Below are 16,277 nucleotides of genomic sequence, written 5' to 3' on the forward strand. Positions count from 1 at the left end.
TTCAGGCGCAGATCGTTGCCAATGTCGGTTTCAAGGATGATGTCCTTGCATTTTTTCATCAGCGCATAGGTAACAGCTATGCGTGGAAAAAAGCTGTTGACATTTCTTTTGCAGAGTGGTATACTATAAAAGAACAAGAGAATAGATAGGGGTATAGCTCAGCTGGTAGAGCAGCGGTCTCCAAAACCGCGTGCCGAGGGTTCGAATCCTTCTGCCCCTGCCAATTTTCCCCCGGAAACTCTAGGGTTTCCGGGGTTCTCTTTTTTTCTTTCTATCAGTTTCCAGCGGCTTTTCTATCAATTTTCTATCACCCAATCCATCAGGTGGGTTGATAGATGGCCTTCTCCATGGCAGCGGCCATGTCCAGCTTGGAATTTTTATCGACGTGGGCGTAGAAATTCAGCGTGGTGGACGCGCTGCCGTGGCCCAGCCACTGTTGTACCTGGACGATGGAAAAGCCCATGTTTAGCAGATTGCTGGCCGCACTATGCCTCAAGTCATGAAGTCTGACACTAGATAAGCTGCTTTTTGAAATGATGTTATGGAACGTGCGGGACAGATAGTTGGGTGATATAACCGTTCCGTCTGCCCAGGTGCATACATAGTCGCTCTGTATGTACCCTTTGCCGAGAGCAGCCTGTATGCGCTCCTGGTCGCGTTTCTGTGTCTTTAGGAGCGCGTACACGCTGTCTGTCATGGGCAAGGTGCGGTAGCTGCTGTTGGTCTTTGGAGTGTCCACATAATTGCCCTTAACGCCCTGCTGGAGCGTTTCTGTGACCGTCAGAGTGCGGTTCTCGAAATCGATATGCTCCCACTTTAGGCCCAGCACCTCGCTCCGGCGAAAGCCGTATACGGCGCACAAGTTGACCGGCAGTTCCACCACGTTTCCTGTAAACAGGGCCAGCAGGGTGTCTATCTCTGCCGGGTTGAGAAAACTGGCATTGTAGCGCTCGGCCTTCGGCTTTCTTGCGGTTGCAGCGGGGTTAAACTGAATTAGGCTGTCATGCACCGCGTCATTCAGCGCCTTGGAAATCACCTGATGATGGTGCCGAATAGACATAGCCGACAGCGTACCTTTACCGTTCTGTTTGCTCCCTGGCTGTTGTTTGGCCTGGTAATACGCGTCCAGGTCTGTGGGTTTCAATTCTTGCAACAATACCGGGTGCTGTTTGAAATACGGCACTATGTGATTAGCGACCATCGCTTGGTATGTGCGGTAGGTATTGGGCTTGATGTTCGCCCCAGCCCGCTTGATCCAGCGCTCTAGGTAATCAGCAAAGGTTAGCTGGCAGTAAGGCACTTCCTTAGCCTCCCACTCGTCTATCAAGGTGCGCAGAATCTTTTCAGCGTTACGTTTGTTCCCTCTCAGCGGTAGGTCGGTGGAGAACCACTTTTGCTTGCGCTTTCCGTTCTCGTCATGGAGATTCAGGACGGCATAATATTTGCCGCCTTTCGTTGTTACAAAGCCCGTGATTGCCATTTATTTACTCCTTTCGAGGCTTTCACACGCTTTACCTGATGGATTCATTATAGCAGGTTTCGCGCCCTTATTCAAGCCCAAGAAGTCAATCACGCTGGCTTTCGGAATTATATACCTCTTCCCCACCCTCACCGTAGAGATTGCCCCACTTTGCAGTAGGCTATAAGCGGCATTTCTGCCGATGTGGAGCATTGTCTGTAAATCATCTACTGATACGACATCCGGGTAATTGCTAAACATAGCATTTCCCATATGGCACACTTCCTTTACTTTCGGTATAAGGTACAGCACACAAACCCACGTTGGCGCGTGGCGCGATACCAGTGGACGGTGGCGACAGTTGACTAAGCTGCCCAAGCCGATCTACCAGTACCCCCCTTTGACCCTGCGGTACGGGTTATTTGCGGTACATCCCGCAGTTACGGCCTTGCCGGGGCCGGCTGCTCTCAAGGTTTCGCTTGTGCAAGGGGTTTGCAGTCTTGGCGGTTGAATGGCATGGCAGGATGTAACACTTGTGTGCTGTGATATTCCGTTGTCAATGTCCAGTATGTAGGTCAAGGAGCAAATTGGCTCAAAATACTATCAAGAGTGTCTATGTCACTGCCTGAGAGCGATTTCCGAATCCGCACAAGCAACTCTGTTTGCTCAGCATTTAGGGTGCGTTTGGAAGATGAACCCTCCAAAGATAAATCGGTCATAGCCCTCACACCGCCGCCATAGCGACCTCTAACTGTTTCGATTGGATATGAACACATGAGTATTTGAATATCGCGCTGAATCGTCCGTGCTGATACCCCAAATTCAAACGCAAGATTCGCATAAGTATCGAACCGTCGGCAGCGAAGGACTTCAAGCAATGCTTGCCGCTGCTCAACGGAACTCATGCGCTCATCTCCTCCCTTTGCTCCTTTCCACAAAGGATAAACTATAAACTGGACACCTAACGTCCTCTTTATAAAAGTTTTGAAAAGATTTACCCGAACTCTATCAACACTGTAATATTAGCGTGTCCCTAAATCACCGCAACCCCTGGCGTCCCTTCTATATACCTTTTAATCAAAAAAGCGGCAGTTCTGATTTCTCAAAACTGCCGCAACCGAAGATAGTCCGAACATAGACAGCTGCTCCGCTCAACGGTATCTTTCATTCCCACCGCTGGGCAAACTGTTCGTTCATATTTATCGTGTTTCAACCCTTTTCAGCAAAAGTCCGCACAGTAGCACGGCTATGATCAAGACCACAAATAAAGGCAAAAGGTTGTGCCAAGTAAAATTGCTTTCTGTCATAAATGCGTACCCCCATGTGGCGGGAAATAATTTTCCAGCTATCACAAATACTTTGGGAAGCATATTGCTTGGAAACATAATCCCTGAGAGCATAGTTGAAGGAAGAAACAATAGGATAGATAGCATAGATGTATTTGCCGTATTTTTTACAGCCAATCCGATAATGCTGGCAACACTCAGCGATACAGCAATCAGAGTAATCAGTCCAACAAAGTATGTCCCTGGATGCGCCGGGATTTTTGCATCAAAGGCAACCGGCGCAATGACATAAAGGATGAAACTCATGATGAGCAGATGGACAAACGCTGAAATGTTCGTCAAAAATAATCCTAATGACAGAGGTACGCCATTCGCTTGATATGCGTTCTTCACGTCGCTCCTGTATATTTCCACAAGCGAGGGAGGCAATCCGATCAGCGCACCCAAAGTGACAGTAAATACAGACATGGACTGAATCAAAGTTTCGCGGCTATCTGGCATAACGGATGTAAAAATTCCTCCCATAACCGCGAAAAACATAAGCGGAACAGCATAGCACGTAATCAACATTGTTTTGCTTCGCAAGTCTAGTTTCCACTGCAATGCGACTCCATATAAAAATCCGCTCATTCCTACTCCCCCCTTGCTATCTTTACGAAATGCTGTTCCAGAGAACCACGGTTTACCTGGATATCTTGAATTTCTATCTCTTTTTCATGATAGCCTTTCAATATAGAAATCAAACTTTCTCCTATGTTATCCACTTCAAACTTTTCCATTCCCTGGCTTGTTTTTATACAGATATTATAATGTTTTCCGACCGCCCTCGTCAGTTCGCTCACAGTTCCCGCGAATGCGATCCGGCCGTCTTTCAGAATTGCGATATTGTCACACAGGTTCTCTACTTCGGCCATGTCATGGCTGGCTAACAAAATCGTTTTTCCTTGGGCTTTCAGAGTGCGGATATACTCGTGGAGAGAAATCCGTCCCTCAATGTCCAGTCCGGCGGTCGGCTCGTCAAGGAATACAATATCGGGATCACTGATTAAAGCCAGGGCCAAATGAAGCCGCCGTTTCTGCCCGGTCGACATTTCCTGATACTGTTTGTTCGCCAGATTGTCTACACCTAACGCCGTTAGCATAGAGGTATTGACCGATACCTTGTTCCATTTTTCAAAAAGGTGAACAGCCTCTATTCCCTTGATATGGACAGGCAGAGAAGCCGATTGTAATTGAATACCCATACGTCCATTTATAGCGATACTGCCGCTATCGTACTTTCGTAAGCCCTCAATACATTCAAGCGCTGTTGTTTTTCCCGCGCCATTTACGCCGAGCAAAGCGAAAATAACCCCTTTGCGTATGCACAAATCAATACCCTTTAGTACCTCTTTTTTTCCATAGCTTTTACGCAATCCTCTTACTTGTAATGCGTCCGTCATGTTGTTTCCTCCTGGAATGGATTTATCCCCGAATTTGAAAAGTACGCACCCAATGCCGGTTCAATGAAAGCATTTGCTTTGGCCTGCATCTGCTTCAATTCCTGATTGAATTCATCACTTTCTCCTATTTGCATGAGTTTCGGGAGCATGGTAGCATCCCCGTTTGTGAACTCCAAAATCATATCCCAATAGGCTTTTGCGAATTGCAGTCCTTCCGGGCTTTCCACGGGTACGCCCGCATTCTGGAGCCGAATTGCCTCGTCCTGGAGATGTAGAAATTTTTGCAGAAACGCGATACCGCTTTCCTTATCAAACCGGCTGCGGATATGATCCAAGGTTTCTCCGTCAAAATGCTTGATAAGCCAATAAAAATCATTTTTCATTTCCAGATTAACGATGATATCCGCATATTTTTTGAAGTCCACCGTCTGTATTTCGAGCACTTCTGTTTTTAGCGCCTCAATTTCCGACAGCGATTCTGTCAAGTTTGCTATCTTATTGCGTATTGTAGCTGCTTGCTCTGAAAGAATTTGTGCCACATCCGCCGGATCGTCCAGTGGAATCAGTCTGTCTCTGATGTCATTCAAGGAAAACCCTAAATGTTTCAAGGACAGTATCTGGTGCAGTTTGACAATATCTTTGTCAGTATAAAGTCTGCGGCCTCCATCACTCACGGCTGACGGCGAGAGTAACCCTTCTTTATCGTAATGCTGCAATGTTCGGACTGTAACATCCATCTTTTTTGCAACCTCGCCCACCGTCAAATATCCCTGTGGGATAGCTCTATATTTTTCCACGCTTAAACTACCTCCTGCGAATAGTATAACTCATTACGTTACGTCATGAGCAAGACTTTTTTCTTGTTTTTTATAATATCGGCAACAGCGCTCGAAAAATGTAGCTTATAATGCAATTATGACATTAGCAGCAAGAGGAAGGGAAAATTTGCATTTCTAACTATCATAGCCTGTACCAATTACCGTTTGCTCAATGCGCCGCAAAGAATCCCGCAAGTGAATCACGTTTTCATTGTAAGTGGCCTCGTTAATCAGGTCACTGGCATTAGTATAACTTTCTTACTTGAATCCAGCCCTTTACTTTGATATATTTCATGGCTTTACTTCAAATTCTGCATGTGGTATAATATTTTAAAGCAAGAGTGTTTTCACAGTTTTTCAACAACGTGATTCCAAGTAAGGGTGTATTAATGCATGATTATTTTTAAGCAAATACTAAAAAAGATAATTAGGATTGTAGAATACATGGTTGTATACTTGGTTGTCATGGGAATGCAAATAGCATTTTTTGCTTTAATATACTCCAATTATAAAATATCTTCACCGCTTAATGCAAGCATAAACACATTTTGGGGAAATTCAACTGATATATCCATTCCGAAGCACTTGTTTGTTTCAGAGTTAGTTATTCGTGACATATTCTTTATTTCTTGGCTTGGAAATTTTCTAGTTAAATTTTTGGAACCTCTCAATCCTATCTTCTTTTCGAAATATGTGATATATAGCAAAAATAGAATGAAGTTTAGATACTGGATCATGTTGCAAAAGGAAAATTATTTGTATGATGTACAACTTAGACTTTTGCTACAGGACGACTCCAATAAAGAAACCGAACGAGGGGTCAATAAAGTTCCCTTCGAATGGGAATTAAAATCAGATCCCGATATCCAGAATCTTTCATTAGCTCGCGGCATAAGATACCTAGAGCTCTCAGAATCTGATAGCTATGAACTGCAAGAGAAAATTAAAGAAATAGAACATAGACAAGGTATCCCGAAAATGCAAATTATGATTCAGGGAACCACCAAAAATGGTGTTACTTACTTTGCTCATAAAACATATTCAATTCAAAAAGCTTTGGCATTTGGATACGATTTTGTTTATACTCGGCAAGATGAGTGCTATGATCTAGCAATGAAATTAAACTACAGTGGAATATGGCCTTGCGATATCAAATACGCATACAAATTCTATTATGAAAATTTCGACAAACTATATCAATGTGAAAAAATTGTCATTCCGGAAGGCTATCTTACGCCTGAAAATGACGTATTATCTTTAGATCAAATTGTCAATGGACAGTATAAATTGGGTGTTTTGAAGATTTTGCTAGAAATAATAAATTTGCTTATTTCATTCTATCTTCACTCATATTCTATTACTACGTCTGGATTAAAATACAAATAACCTAGGGCTTGTTTGAAAAATCGAAAACGCCGTCTTTTTACCCAGAAGCAGCCATCTTCTGCGTCGAAAATCCTCGTAATACGCAAGTATTCCTTGCGGTTTTCTCCTTGAAGCTGACCGCTTCTGGTCAAAATTCCGTCATTTCCTCTATTTTCAAACAAGCCCTAATTGTCAATAGCACATTCTAACGATAATGGTAGCGATGTAATTTGAAATGCACAGGTCTTTTGTTTATAATACTATCTGTTCTTGCCAACAACACTTTCCTCAATACGTAATAAGCTGTCCCGCAGATGAATCACGTTCTCATAATAGGTAGCCTCGTCAATCAGGCCAGTAGCGTTCGCCATAAAAGCCAGTTGATTCATATTGTTGCCTATCTCTTTTAACTCTCGGGTCATAGCAAAGTAATCGGCAGGCGGTGATTCTCTTGGCTCATATCCAATGATAAGCTGACGAACATAAGCCGACTTGGTAAGCCCGCAAGACTTAGCACGTCTTGTAATCCTCTTGTACTCCTTTTCGCTCAGCCGAAGGCTCAGTTTCTTTGTTCTGCTTGTATTGATATAATCATCTCCTTTCTGCGCGTAACAGTGCGGCTCTAAAACCGCCGGTGCTTTCACCAGTAGGGTTGTAGGGGCTGTACCCCTACCCAGCCGCGCAAGCGGGCATTTGATGGCAAGTGTCGGACAGAATGTCTGACACGTTGTCCTACAAATGCGATGCTGGCGCGTACTTAAAACTCAAAAATTTTCGTTTTAAGTACTTTTGGGCTTTCGGCCCCTTTTTGCGGCCGAAAGCCGCTTACGAATCCTCGCCCCAGCAGAAATCTTCGGCGCTTTCGCTGCCGAAAAGAATCACGCTCAGCGTAGCAACCGCCCGATTTAAGTTCTTGTAAAATGTCGAATGTTCAATCGCAAAACGCTCCTCAATAGCGGATATGCTTATCGGAGTATCGCAAAGATAGCGGGCATAAATGAGCTTATAACCCCTCTGAGCGGAAGGGCTGGTTTCGTTCTTGCACATCTCTTTGAAACAGTCCAGTGCTGCATTTAAGCGCGCCCATAGCACTTGATTTGAGGCAGTAAGGAGCGCCATAGAGGTCAATTTCTGGTTTCGGACGCTTTCTTCCTTCTCCATCAGGCGCTGGTATTCGTAATCCTCCAGCAATTTCAGGTTGTGTTCCATGCCGCATTTCAGGGAAACTTTCAGGTTTCGGTAGTTCTTCAGCAGCTTTTTTGTGGCGGCAATCCGCGAATTTTTCTGAATTTGGCGCTGCTCCTTGGCAACCGTTTCCGCCCTTTTCTTGGAAAATCCGGCTACCAAGGCCAGCACTTTTTCGGCCTGCTGTGGTGTCCAGCCGGTAATCAGGGCCAGTTCTTTTGCGGTATTCTTGTACTCGTTTTCCAGTGTATCATACTTGTTTTTCATGATGAAATCCTCCTTGAATTTCAATTATTTGCGTTATACATTGCCTGTGTTGCGGTGCTACATGAAGCCGGAGCATGGAATAAAAGCGCCAGTAAATACCTGTGTGGGTTATGTACCGGCCCAGCTTTCCCTAGGTTATCCAGCACATAGGAAACGTGCTCATAGGTCAAAGAGCGCATATGTTTCCTCGCCAGCGCCATTGGAAATACTGTGCCTCCAATCTTCATTTCCGGCCCGTCCCGGCAGAGAGTTTCCGTGATGATCTCCACGACTTCGTCCGCCAAATCTTCCTCGTAATTTTCACAAAGCACTGTGTACTCGATTTGCGAACGCACGTCAGCCTGCAATTCCTCAACATCTTTCTCCGTCATTTCGTTTACTTCATATTCCTGGGTTTCTGGAAGGAAGGTAGGAAGGATAAGGTCTTTATTCTCAAGTTCTTTATTATTAAGTTCTATAGGTGAAAGATTTTTAACGTCCAGAAGTTCATTTTCTTTACTGCAAGAAGTCAAATTCTCTGACTTGCAGACGTTAAAATCTGGCAGTCTTTGAGCGCTAGAATCCACAGAAGTAAAGTCCTTTATGTAGATTCTAGCAGGCTTTCCCTGTCCTTGTTTTACCTTATCAATCAGCCCAATATCAGCTAACTGCTTGGTGAATTTGATTACTGTGGGATGTGAGCGCTGAATGTCTTTTTCCATCTGTTCAACGGTATAGATGATGAAAAGACGGCCATTTTCATCGGTGAACTTGTCCTCGTGTTGAGCGGATAGACCGGCTCTTTCCAGCATTTTTGCGTACAAAATGACCGCGCCATAGTCCAGCCCAGAGAACGCCGGATTCTCCAAAAGCTCCTTCGGAACCGAGAGATAGCGGTACCCCCTAGCGGTCTGGGGGCGCATATATTCCAGTTCAGTTTTGCTCAAACTATCATCTCCTTTTTTCCTTCTACCGATAAATTTTTCCGGTAAGATTATCCATTAGCACCACCCTTTCCACAATCGAAAAGCTGGATAATTCAGCTAAACGCCGCAATTCGCAAATCACCTTTTTGACTTCCTCGTGGCGCTCCTGCATAATATTATCTAAAGCCTGTCCGGATGTTGGGTCACAATAATGCTCTGAATTTCTGTATATCTTCACGATTCCTCCTCTCTGCCAACTCTATAAGCACAAAAAATGGCCCTGATAACCGAAGTCATCAGGGCCAAAGTAGGGCTATTATAGCTGACTTATCACGTTGTACACTGCCTGAATATGTGCTTTCCAGCGTTCACGATCAGCCGGATTCTCCCATCTGGAACACATATCATGGTCGGGTTTCTGAACCTTTCTGAGCACTCGCAAGAGCATATCTGCCTCGGTTTCCGTCAAAACAATCTGACGGATTTCGTGGTCGATGTACTCCCATGAGTTCGTATTCAATTCAGAAAAAGCAATCTTCCCGGTTAGGAAAAACTCTGCCACATACTCCGCTACCAGTACCCTAGCAGAATCAAAATAGGTGGGGTACATAAAGCGTAGTTTAGACGGATACTCGCCTTTCTGTGGTGCGAACTTGCTGACAAGATGGCTTTTCATTGTCTTGATAGCCTGCGGAACGTCTAATTCCCGGAACTTAGCTTGCTGGAGCTGCTTTTCAATCAGCACCTCTAGCATATCCTGGCCGAAGGCCGTTTCCTTTACGCTGATTTTATTGTTGGTCGTATTCATTTTTGATGCTCTCCTTTGGCTTTCGCATTTACAATTTTGGCAAAGTGATATTCTAGTAATAAAAATCAGGTAAAGCGGATATAAAAGCCTTCTATCAAGTTATTGGATTCTTTCTATCACATTTTCTATCAAACGTGCAGAAAAATTGCAGATTCAGAAAAGTTCTAAAACTTGGAAAACGTCAAAAGCCTAGGTTTTAAGCCATTTTTCGGTATTCCATAACACTTTCTAAAACACCTTAAAACAGGTTAAAATTATTATTACCGTTCTCCAAAACCGCGTGCCGAGGGTTCGAATCCTTCTGCCCCTGCCATACCAGAGTCATACGAACCCCGCCACAATTTATTTTGTAGGTCCGGCGTTCGTGTTGGCTATGATGTTGCCCAAAGAATAAGGCAATTAGAAAAGCACTCGGTAATAACCGGGTGCTTTTTCTTTTGCATATAATCTCGAGGCGGGAAGGGGTGAAAAAATCAGGATAGCGGTACACACGCCAATGCCCCCCGCTATCCTCCGATGCCTCAAACAAGGCGGGCCGGAGGAAACAGACTTGGCGCAAGCCAATGTCTTTCCCCCGGCTACCTTGATTTTAGCAGAGCAGGAACCAAAAATCAAGGAGGAAATAAAAAAATGTGTACTGAAAACACCAGCGAGGCCACAATGGCCACCAAAGACCAGGAGCGGGGAGTCCTGCAGCAGATCAAGGCTATGGTGGCCGAATTGGGGCCGAAAAGCTACATTGCCACCGCGTTCCGCGGCGTGTTCGCCATCGCGGAGGAGAATATCGAGAACGACTTTTCCGGGAACCCGGTCGACCACGCCCAGGAGCTGGGGGAGCAGTTGGCCCAGCGCACCGTGCAGGTGGGCCAGCTGGCCGAGGAGCGGGACGAGTACAAGGCCAGAGCCGAGGCGGCTGAAGCGCAGCTGATTGTCCTTAAGGCCAAACTGTACGACTATATGACGGCCTAAAGAAATACACAAAGGGGGAGTCAAATTTGACTCCCCCTTGCTATTCCCTGCCGCTTTCCTCCTGCGCTATCCTGTCCAGCTCCAACAGGTCCTCAATATGGCACCCCAGCACCTGTGCCACCTTGTATAGCTGGTAGACGTTCGGGCTGGTGCGCGTTCTCTTGGCCCAGCCCTCTATGGTGCGGATCGGCACCCCGCTCTGCCTTGCCAGCTCCCGCCGGGTGATACCCTTTTCAATGCACAATTTGTCCATTGGAGTCATGTCCTCTTTGTATGTCATACGCCTCATTATGAGAGCCCCCTTCTCCATTTTACTCTATTATCCCTCAAATGCGTGGTTTTGTCAAGCCGGCATATGCACCAGGTATCAAGGCGAAAGTTTGTGCGCCTTAGCCTCTTGTAATTACGGCGATTGCATGGCAATATACAGCCACAATCAAACCACGGAGGGAAACAAAATGAACGCGAAACTTGCTAAAATGGTCGAGGACATGAAGAAGCAAACCATCGGTGTGGAAATCGAAATGGCCGGGATCACTCGCCAGCAGGCCGCTAAGGTGGTTGCGAAATACTTTGGCACTGAGCGCACTGTGCGGCACGAGGCTGGCAGTTACGATTCCTGGAGCTGCCAGGACCGGCAAGGCCGGGTGTGGAAAATCACACGGGACTCCAGCATCCGCGCCGCCCGCGATTCCGAGAAGACCGAGCTGGGCACCCCGATCCTTACCTATGACGACCTGGAGGACTTGCAGGAAATCGCCCGCCAGCTCCGCCACGCCGGTGCCATCAGCAATCCGGCCCACGGCTGTGGGGTGCATATCCACATCGGAGCCAACGGCCATACCCCCGCTTCCCTGCGGAACCTGGCGAACCTGATGGCAAGCCACGAGAGCCTGCTGGCCAGCGCCCTGAATCTCGACCAGGGCCGGATGGAGGACTACTGTAGAACCGTTGATCCTCGCTTCCTGGAGCGGCTGAATCGGGAAAAGCCCAGCACGATGGCGGCCCTGTCCGATGTGTGGTATGAAAGCCAGAACGCCGACTGGGGCCGGGGAAACCACTACAATTCCAGCCGCTACCATATGCTGAACCTCCACGCCACCTTTACCCACGGCACTGTTGAATTCCGGCTTTTCCAGTTCGACAACCCCGGCAAGGGGCGCAGGGGCGGGATCCACGCCGGCCAGCTAAAGACCTACATCCAGCTGTGTTTGGCCCTGAGCCAGATGGCGAAGGTTGCCAAGAGCGCCAGCCCCCGGCCCCAGCAGAACGAAAACCCCCGGTACGCAATGAGGACTTGGCTGCTCCGCCTGGGCTTCATCGGGGAGGAATTCAAAACGGCCCGCGAAATCCTTACCCGGCGCCTGAGCGGCGACACCGCTTTCCGGCACACCAGCCGCCCAGCCGCTTGAAGGACTTAGGTGCAGTTAACGTAGTTAACTGCTATGCCCATGCCGAGAACCCGCCAAAGAGCGGGCTTTCGACGTGGTAAAAAGATTGAAAAACTCCGTTTTTCAACTTTGCAACTGTGCTATAATAAACTTGAAAGGAATGTTGAACCGTGAAAAAATACTACCTTGCTTATAGAAGCAATCTGAACCGGGAGCAGATGGCGTACCGCTGCCCCACTGCCCGGCCTGTGGGTACCGCCCAGCTGGAGGGCTGGCGGCTGCTTTTCCGTGGGAGCGGATCCGGGAACTATCTTACTATTGAACCGGCCCCCGACTATGTTGTTCCTGTGGCAGTATGGGCTGTCACAGAGGCTGACGAGGCGGCCCTGGACCGCTACGAGGGCTTCCCTGTGTTCTACCGTAAAGAAACCCTGCCTATTACTTATACCGGCCTTAAAACGGCGCAGGAGCGGCAAGTGGAGGCTTTTGTTTATCTCATGAACGATGGGCATCTGGCGGGACTGCCTACCACCCGGTATATGGACATCTGCGAGGTAGGCTACCGGGACTTTGGCTTTGACCCCGAGGCGCTGCTGGAGGCCAGGGCATACACGAGGGAGGTGATGGCGCGTGAAAGAAACGAGTGGTAACCTATACCAGGTGACGGTCTGCCCCAAATGCGGCAAGCCCTGCCGGGGCGCCCCTGCTATCTCCCGGGACAGCACACAGCTTATCTGTCCGGACTGTGGCACCCGCGAGGCGCTGGAGGGGTTGGGGCTGAGCCGGGAGGAGCAGGAGCACATTTTGGGGAATATCCACCGATACCAGGGGGAGGAAGAATAAAGCGGGGAGCGGTCGAGTTGGCAAGCCAGCTCGTGGGCCGCTCCTTTTTGCTGCCATTACCACCAGGAAACCCGGCGAATGTTTGTGCGTCTTAGCCTTTTGAAAACACTTCAAACGTATGGTAATATAGGGACAAGATAAAAGAAAGGGGAACACAAAAATGACTTTGGAAAACCTGGTAGTTGGAAAGAAATATTGGTGTGGATGGGCCAGCCGGAGGGCGGTATACATTGGCACCAGAACGGTCAAGTGGGGCTCGGAGCTCATCACAGAAGTTCGTTTTCGAGATATCTGCGGGGCCTATATCGAGTGCAGCCCCGAGGCAGTCAAAGAGTGGGGCGAAGAACGATAAACAGCCGAAACGCTCCGCTGGGGGCGTTCACCGAGGAATGGCCTCCCGGTGCTGAAGATGGCAGGCCAGAAAGGGAAAAATCATGAAATACATTGATATCAATAAGCGCTTTACCGAAATCGTTTCCGAGTACATTGCCACAGGGTACACGATGAATACAGCCACGATGACTGGCAGCCAGGGCGAAATCGCCAGCATCGACCTGACCAATGGAAATGAAATACTCCGGGTGCTGGTCCGCCGGTTCGATGATTGTGAGAGCCTGTGCAGCCTGACCGGCGTGGAGATCGCCGTGGGGCGTGTGCCGGAGGAAGACCGGGTAACCCCTCACGATGACAGCGGATGGCATACCATCTGGAATAATCATCTGGAAGTGCTGCGGCAGGAGCGGTTTTACCAGGTTGGCGAAAGCCGCAGGAGTGGGAAGTTCTACGGCAATCTGGAAGAGGCCGAGGCAGCAGGTGCTCTCCGACTTTCCAGATACAGAGCCAAGCATTCCGACGAAAATAAGCCGCTTCCTGCGCAGGCTATAGAGGTTGCAAAACGGGTGATTCGGGAGCGGCTCGGTGTCAAGCGGATCTGCAAGGATGATGTGAAAATTTCCCGTGGAGAACGAGGTGGGTATACCGTATCCTATCGAAATAGCGCCTGCCGAATTCACTAAAACAAAAAAGCCCCTGGCCCTCCCAATGAAAAGGGAAAGCCGGGGGCTTTGTTCCAAGTTGTTCTAAGTTTGCTGCAAGTTACCAGCAAGTTAGGATTAGGCATAAATCGTAACATTGGTGCAAAGAACGCACTCCGCGGGATTACCTGAGCAAGTTAAACACACGCGTGCGATGTCGTACGTTTCTTACGATGCACTCAGAGTGACAACACCCATTTTCTGGTTGCGAACTTCGGCCTCGATCAGCCCCTCAAGGTAGTCGTCGAGCTTTCCGTAATACTCCTCGAGAAAGACTTTCGTCTCAGCGGTTAAGAGGCTCTTCGCCTCCGCGATTGCCATTTTCAGGGCTTCTCTCTGATTTTCCTCCGTGAACTCGCCGGACTTCTTCAGCGCGTCCACGTAGGTCTGGCTGGTGTAGGTGACGGCGGTGCTCACCGCGTCGGCCACAGCCTCCAGAAACCTTTTTGCCGTGGCGCTTTCGGACTTAACGCCAAGATAGTTTGCCAGTGCCTTGAGCCCCTTGCCGATGAACGCCGCGCACACGGGTACGGCGGCCACCAGAACGGCCTGCAGTAAAGTTGTCAAAAATACATTCATGATGATTTCCCTCCTAGCCCATCGGGCCGTCGATGCTGTTTTCGTCTGTCGCGAAGCTATTTGCTTTCGCGCTCTCAAAAGTGATGCCGCCCTCCCGGTGGTCGGACTTGGCCATGTTCAGATAGAACGAGCACACCACCCCATGCGCCGTCCAGGGCAGGCCCACCCATGGTCACGGCCCAAAGGAGCCAGCGAATGTCGGAGATAAGCTGCTTGGAGAAGTCGGGCCGGGTCTTGGTCTTGACCACCTGCTCCTTCATGTGCGCGGCCATCACAGTTTCTCCCGGATGCGCTTGGCAAGCACAGCGGCCTTGCAGTCGCTGTGTGTCAGGCCCAGCCGAGTTGGCTCGCCAACTCGACCGCCGCCCACGCCGCCGATGATGCCCTTGTCCACCAGCTCCTTGATATCGGCCCACCAGTAGCTGGGCACCTCGTCGATGGTGTTGTAGGTGGGGTTGATCTCGTCGTACATTTTCTTGAAGGTCTTGCCGTCCATGATAGAATCCTCCTTTGCCGCCAAATCTTTGGCCGACGCGATTTTGGTGATGTAATCCAGGCGCACCCAGCCCTGGCCGCAGCAGCCCCAGTTCCCGTCCTCTTTGGTGATGGTGAGCACAGTGCCGTCGGAGAAGGTCTTGATGACGTTGCCGCTGACCGGGGCCGTGCGGCAGTTGAGGCCGTTGTCCGCGTTTACCTGGCCCTGGTACGGCTTAAATGGCCCGGCCGGCACTCCGCTGAGCTTCTGGTTCACCTCTTTGGCGATCTGGCCCAGGCGGTTGTAGATGTAATCACCGGGACAGGATTTATTGGCATAGTCCCGGTGAACGGTGAGATTACAAGCATTTTTGTGATTGACACGCGCATTTTTGTCCGTGGACCACACCAGCTTCGGAATGCCGTTGCGCCTGCAAATGTCCGCGCATAGCTCGATGAGGGACTTCCAGACGTTTGCATTTATGGCGTAGGGGTAGAAGGCGTCGCTGGCGCACTCGATGGTGATGGCCCGGTTGTCGTTCTCCCCGCTGGATGTACACCAGGAGCGATCTTCCTCATCCACCACGGTTACGATGCGGCCATCGTAGCCGATGCCATAGTTGCAGCTCGCTCCTTTGGACTCCCTGCTGAACTCGCTGCACAAGGCGTCAACCCCCATCTGTCCCACCACGCAGTGGATGGTGATGGTGTCGATTTTGTGGTTGCGTGGGCTATTGCGGTTGGGGCTGATCACCCGCTTGCAGCTTAAAGCGCTGTTACTCATGATGAATCTCTCCTTCCTGCAAAAAATCATGTTTCTGCAGCCGTTCCTTATAGTTCTCCCGGATGTTCTCAATGGCGAGCACGGCCCGGTTGTTGGGGTAATCCTCGTGATCCTTGCAGAAGCGCTCGTAGGCGTCGATCTCGGCCAGCGCCTCTATGAACTCCTCTTTGGTGTGGTCGATGGAGCGCAGGAGCTCATTGTTGAACTGGAGGATCTTCACCCGGTGGCTGTCCGCGTCCCGCTTGTCGTCGGTGTTGATGTGCTCGTCCAGGCGGGCTTCCAGCCGCCTCAGCTTGCCCAGCACCTCGCCGTTGATAGCCTTACCGATCCACCGGGCAATGGCCGACCAGGGGTTCACCTTGATAGGGGCCAGCTGGATCAGAGTCAGCAGAACGAAGAGCCCGCCGCCGGAATAAGCCAGGAGCTTATCCAAAGTCATTGGCTTTCACCTCTCATAGAAAATGAAAGCCCCGGCCTTGCCACTTGACAAAGCCGGAGCCTGTGAGTATAATAAACATAAAGAGGGCGCTGCTACATGGCGGTTGGCCCTTATAGCTAAAATTGATTTACAATGTTAGCCGTTCGGGTCGCAGCCGAGCGGCTAACACGCTTTTACGGGTGCTATGTAGGCCAGCAGCAAAGCCGCCAGAAGCAAACACAGCACGAAA

At 49.1% G+C, this 16,277-nt stretch carries 23 protein-coding genes, 1 tRNA gene and 1 other RNA gene; 9 read left to right on the plus strand and 16 right to left on the minus strand.

The features are described from left to right. Positions 1-147: 147 nt before the first annotated feature. Positions 148-223: transfer RNA gene (locus tag D7X94_RS16535), tRNA-Trp, on the plus strand. 96 nt (positions 224-319) lie between these two features. Here the strand turns inward: D7X94_RS16535 and D7X94_RS16540 are convergent. From D7X94_RS16540 to D7X94_RS16565, 6 genes are all read right to left on the minus strand, one after another. Beyond that, entirely contained in the window at positions 320-1,480 is a 1,161-nt protein-coding gene (locus D7X94_RS16540) for a tyrosine-type recombinase/integrase (RefSeq protein WP_120428821.1), read from the minus strand. Beyond that, positions 1,481-1,732, minus strand: a complete 252-nt coding sequence (locus D7X94_RS16545; protein ID WP_199715158.1) for a helix-turn-helix domain-containing protein — start codon at positions 1,730-1,732, stop codon at positions 1,481-1,483. It abuts the gene before it with no gap. A 302-nt stretch (positions 1,733-2,034) separates the two neighbouring features. Then, entirely contained in the window at positions 2,035-2,364 is a 330-nt protein-coding gene (locus D7X94_RS16550) for an HTH domain-containing protein (RefSeq protein WP_120428822.1), read from the minus strand. A gap of 294 nt (positions 2,365-2,658) precedes the next feature. Next, entirely contained in the window at positions 2,659-3,375 is a 717-nt protein-coding gene (locus D7X94_RS16555; RefSeq protein WP_120428824.1) for an ABC transporter permease, read from the minus strand. 2 nt (positions 3,376-3,377) lie between these two features. Then, positions 3,378-4,187, minus strand: coding sequence for an ABC transporter ATP-binding protein (locus tag D7X94_RS16560; RefSeq protein ID WP_120428827.1), 810 nt, complete (start codon positions 4,185-4,187; stop codon positions 3,378-3,380). Then, the gene (locus tag D7X94_RS16565) at positions 4,184-4,984 is read right to left on the minus strand and encodes a MerR family transcriptional regulator (RefSeq protein WP_120428829.1); all 801 of its coding nucleotides are present in this window, start codon (positions 4,982-4,984) and stop codon (positions 4,184-4,186) included. The genes D7X94_RS16560 and D7X94_RS16565 overlap by 4 nt, the downstream gene beginning before the upstream one ends. A 414-nt stretch (positions 4,985-5,398) precedes the next feature. Here D7X94_RS16565 and D7X94_RS16570 point away from each other — a divergent pair, with 414 nt between their 5' ends. Continuing rightward, positions 5,399-6,391: a hypothetical protein gene (locus tag D7X94_RS16570; protein WP_120428831.1), complete on the plus strand. Its 993-nt coding sequence runs from the start codon at positions 5,399-5,401 to the stop codon at positions 6,389-6,391. 239 nt (positions 6,392-6,630) lie between these two features. Here D7X94_RS16570 and D7X94_RS16575 read toward each other — a convergent pair whose 3' ends face one another. The 5 genes from D7X94_RS16575 to D7X94_RS16595 all read right to left on the minus strand — a co-directional run bounded on the left by D7X94_RS16575 (position 6,631) and on the right by D7X94_RS16595 (position 9,535). Beyond that, positions 6,631-7,014 (minus strand): plasmid mobilization protein, encoded by a 384-nt coding sequence (locus D7X94_RS16575; RefSeq protein ID WP_243111368.1) that lies wholly within the window; start codon positions 7,012-7,014, stop codon positions 6,631-6,633. A 181-nt stretch (positions 7,015-7,195) separates the two neighbouring features. Beyond that, positions 7,196-7,822, minus strand: coding sequence for a hypothetical protein (locus D7X94_RS16580; RefSeq protein ID WP_120428833.1), 627 nt, complete (start codon positions 7,820-7,822; stop codon positions 7,196-7,198). A gap of 20 nt (positions 7,823-7,842) precedes the next feature. Then, entirely contained in the window at positions 7,843-8,748 is a 906-nt protein-coding gene (locus D7X94_RS16585; RefSeq protein ID WP_120428835.1) for a DUF6017 domain-containing protein, read from the minus strand. Between the two features lie 22 nt (positions 8,749-8,770). Beyond that, on the minus strand, positions 8,771-8,965 hold the full coding sequence (locus tag D7X94_RS16590) for a hypothetical protein (RefSeq protein ID WP_120428837.1): 195 nt from the start codon (positions 8,963-8,965) through the stop codon (positions 8,771-8,773). A gap of 78 nt (positions 8,966-9,043) precedes the next feature. Next, positions 9,044-9,535, minus strand: a complete 492-nt coding sequence (locus tag D7X94_RS16595; RefSeq protein ID WP_120428839.1) for a hypothetical protein — start codon at positions 9,533-9,535, stop codon at positions 9,044-9,046. Positions 9,536-10,165: 630 nt separating this feature from the next. On the opposite strand from D7X94_RS16595, the gene D7X94_RS16600 reads away from it, so the two are divergent. Further along, complete coding sequence (locus D7X94_RS16600; protein WP_120428841.1) at positions 10,166-10,504, plus strand: hypothetical protein; 339 nt, start codon at positions 10,166-10,168, stop codon at positions 10,502-10,504. A gap of 40 nt (positions 10,505-10,544) precedes the next feature. On the opposite strand, the gene D7X94_RS16605 is transcribed toward D7X94_RS16600, so the two are convergent. Then, complete coding sequence (locus D7X94_RS16605; protein WP_237076443.1) at positions 10,545-10,793, minus strand: helix-turn-helix domain-containing protein; 249 nt, start codon at positions 10,791-10,793, stop codon at positions 10,545-10,547. Positions 10,794-10,962: 169 nt separating this feature from the next. On the opposite strand from D7X94_RS16605, the gene D7X94_RS16610 reads away from it, so the two are divergent. The 6 genes from D7X94_RS16610 to D7X94_RS16635 all read left to right on the plus strand — a co-directional run bounded on the left by D7X94_RS16610 (position 10,963) and on the right by D7X94_RS16635 (position 13,754). Then, positions 10,963-11,916, plus strand: coding sequence for an amidoligase family protein (locus D7X94_RS16610; RefSeq protein WP_120428843.1), 954 nt, complete (start codon positions 10,963-10,965; stop codon positions 11,914-11,916). A gap of 149 nt (positions 11,917-12,065) precedes the next feature. After that, positions 12,066-12,545, plus strand: coding sequence for a gamma-glutamylcyclotransferase family protein (locus tag D7X94_RS16615; protein WP_120428845.1), 480 nt, complete (start codon positions 12,066-12,068; stop codon positions 12,543-12,545). Then, positions 12,526-12,738 carry a hypothetical protein gene (locus tag D7X94_RS16620; RefSeq protein WP_120428847.1) on the plus strand — a complete coding sequence of 71 codons (213 nt, stop codon included), beginning with the start codon at positions 12,526-12,528 and terminating at the stop codon, positions 12,736-12,738. Before D7X94_RS16615 ends, D7X94_RS16620 begins: the two co-directional genes overlap by 20 nt. Positions 12,739-12,898: 160 nt before the next feature. Then, complete coding sequence (locus tag D7X94_RS16625; RefSeq protein WP_120428849.1) at positions 12,899-13,090, plus strand: hypothetical protein; 192 nt, start codon at positions 12,899-12,901, stop codon at positions 13,088-13,090. A 2-nt stretch (positions 13,091-13,092) separates the two neighbouring features. Then, positions 13,093-13,160: hammerhead ribozyme type II (locus tag D7X94_RS16630), an RNA gene on the plus strand. 12 nt (positions 13,161-13,172) lie between these two features. Next, positions 13,173-13,754 carry a hypothetical protein gene (locus tag D7X94_RS16635; protein WP_120428852.1) on the plus strand — a complete coding sequence of 194 codons (582 nt, stop codon included), beginning with the start codon at positions 13,173-13,175 and terminating at the stop codon, positions 13,752-13,754. 186 nt (positions 13,755-13,940) lie between these two features. On the opposite strand, the gene D7X94_RS16640 is transcribed toward D7X94_RS16635, so the two are convergent. The 4 genes from D7X94_RS16640 to D7X94_RS16655 all read right to left on the minus strand — a co-directional run bounded on the left by D7X94_RS16640 (position 13,941) and on the right by D7X94_RS16655 (position 16,048). Next, positions 13,941-14,351 (minus strand): hypothetical protein, encoded by a 411-nt coding sequence (locus D7X94_RS16640; RefSeq protein ID WP_120428854.1) that lies wholly within the window; start codon positions 14,349-14,351, stop codon positions 13,941-13,943. A 13-nt stretch (positions 14,352-14,364) separates the two neighbouring features. Beyond that, positions 14,365-14,487 carry a hypothetical protein gene (locus D7X94_RS19585; protein ID WP_279221806.1) on the minus strand — a complete coding sequence of 41 codons (123 nt, stop codon included), beginning with the start codon at positions 14,485-14,487 and terminating at the stop codon, positions 14,365-14,367. A gap of 135 nt (positions 14,488-14,622) precedes the next feature. Beyond that, positions 14,623-15,609 carry an N-acetylmuramoyl-L-alanine amidase gene (locus D7X94_RS16650; protein ID WP_120428856.1) on the minus strand — a complete coding sequence of 329 codons (987 nt, stop codon included), beginning with the start codon at positions 15,607-15,609 and terminating at the stop codon, positions 14,623-14,625. After that, complete coding sequence (locus tag D7X94_RS16655) at positions 15,602-16,048, minus strand: hypothetical protein (protein WP_120428857.1); 447 nt, start codon at positions 16,046-16,048, stop codon at positions 15,602-15,604. Before D7X94_RS16655 ends, D7X94_RS16650 begins: the two co-directional genes overlap by 8 nt. Between the last annotated feature and the right edge of the window lie 229 nt (positions 16,049-16,277).

The sequence above is a fragment of the Acutalibacter sp. 1XD8-33 genome (assembly GCF_003612555.1).
GTDB lineage: Bacteria > Bacillota > Clostridia > Oscillospirales > Acutalibacteraceae > Acutalibacter.

What these genes read in the sequence shown, in the direction of transcription:
- D7X94_RS16635 (WP_120428852.1), top strand. Translation starts at nt 13,173, where the DNA reads ATGAAATACATTGATATCAATAAGCGCTTTACCGAAATCGTTTCCGAG.
- D7X94_RS16650 (WP_120428856.1), bottom strand. Translation starts at nt 15,609, where the DNA reads ATGAGTAACAGCGCTTTAAGCTGCAAGCGGGTGATCAGCCCCAACCGC.
- D7X94_RS16655 (WP_120428857.1), bottom strand. Translation starts at nt 16,048, where the DNA reads ATGACTTTGGATAAGCTCCTGGCTTATTCCGGCGGCGGGCTCTTCGTT.
- D7X94_RS16605 (WP_237076443.1), bottom strand. Translation starts at nt 10,793, where the DNA reads ATGAGGCGTATGACATACAAAGAGGACATGACTCCAATGGACAAATTG.
- D7X94_RS16600 (WP_120428841.1), top strand. Translation starts at nt 10,166, where the DNA reads ATGTGTACTGAAAACACCAGCGAGGCCACAATGGCCACCAAAGACCAG.
- D7X94_RS16580 (WP_120428833.1), bottom strand. Translation starts at nt 7,822, where the DNA reads ATGAAAAACAAGTATGATACACTGGAAAACGAGTACAAGAATACCGCA.
- D7X94_RS16540 (WP_120428821.1), bottom strand. Translation starts at nt 1,480, where the DNA reads ATGGCAATCACGGGCTTTGTAACAACGAAAGGCGGCAAATATTATGCC.
- D7X94_RS16640 (WP_120428854.1), bottom strand. Translation starts at nt 14,351, where the DNA reads ATGAATGTATTTTTGACAACTTTACTGCAGGCCGTTCTGGTGGCCGCC.
- D7X94_RS16570 (WP_120428831.1), top strand. Translation starts at nt 5,399, where the DNA reads ATGATTATTTTTAAGCAAATACTAAAAAAGATAATTAGGATTGTAGAA.
- D7X94_RS16625 (WP_120428849.1), top strand. Translation starts at nt 12,899, where the DNA reads ATGACTTTGGAAAACCTGGTAGTTGGAAAGAAATATTGGTGTGGATGG.
- D7X94_RS16555 (WP_120428824.1), bottom strand. Translation starts at nt 3,375, where the DNA reads ATGAGCGGATTTTTATATGGAGTCGCATTGCAGTGGAAACTAGACTTG.
- D7X94_RS16545 (WP_199715158.1), bottom strand. Translation starts at nt 1,732, where the DNA reads ATGGGAAATGCTATGTTTAGCAATTACCCGGATGTCGTATCAGTAGAT.
- D7X94_RS16595 (WP_120428839.1), bottom strand. Translation starts at nt 9,535, where the DNA reads ATGAATACGACCAACAATAAAATCAGCGTAAAGGAAACGGCCTTCGGC.
- D7X94_RS16560 (WP_120428827.1), bottom strand. Translation starts at nt 4,187, where the DNA reads ATGACGGACGCATTACAAGTAAGAGGATTGCGTAAAAGCTATGGAAAA.
- D7X94_RS16610 (WP_120428843.1), top strand. Translation starts at nt 10,963, where the DNA reads ATGAACGCGAAACTTGCTAAAATGGTCGAGGACATGAAGAAGCAAACC.
- D7X94_RS16550 (WP_120428822.1), bottom strand. Translation starts at nt 2,364, where the DNA reads ATGAGTTCCGTTGAGCAGCGGCAAGCATTGCTTGAAGTCCTTCGCTGC.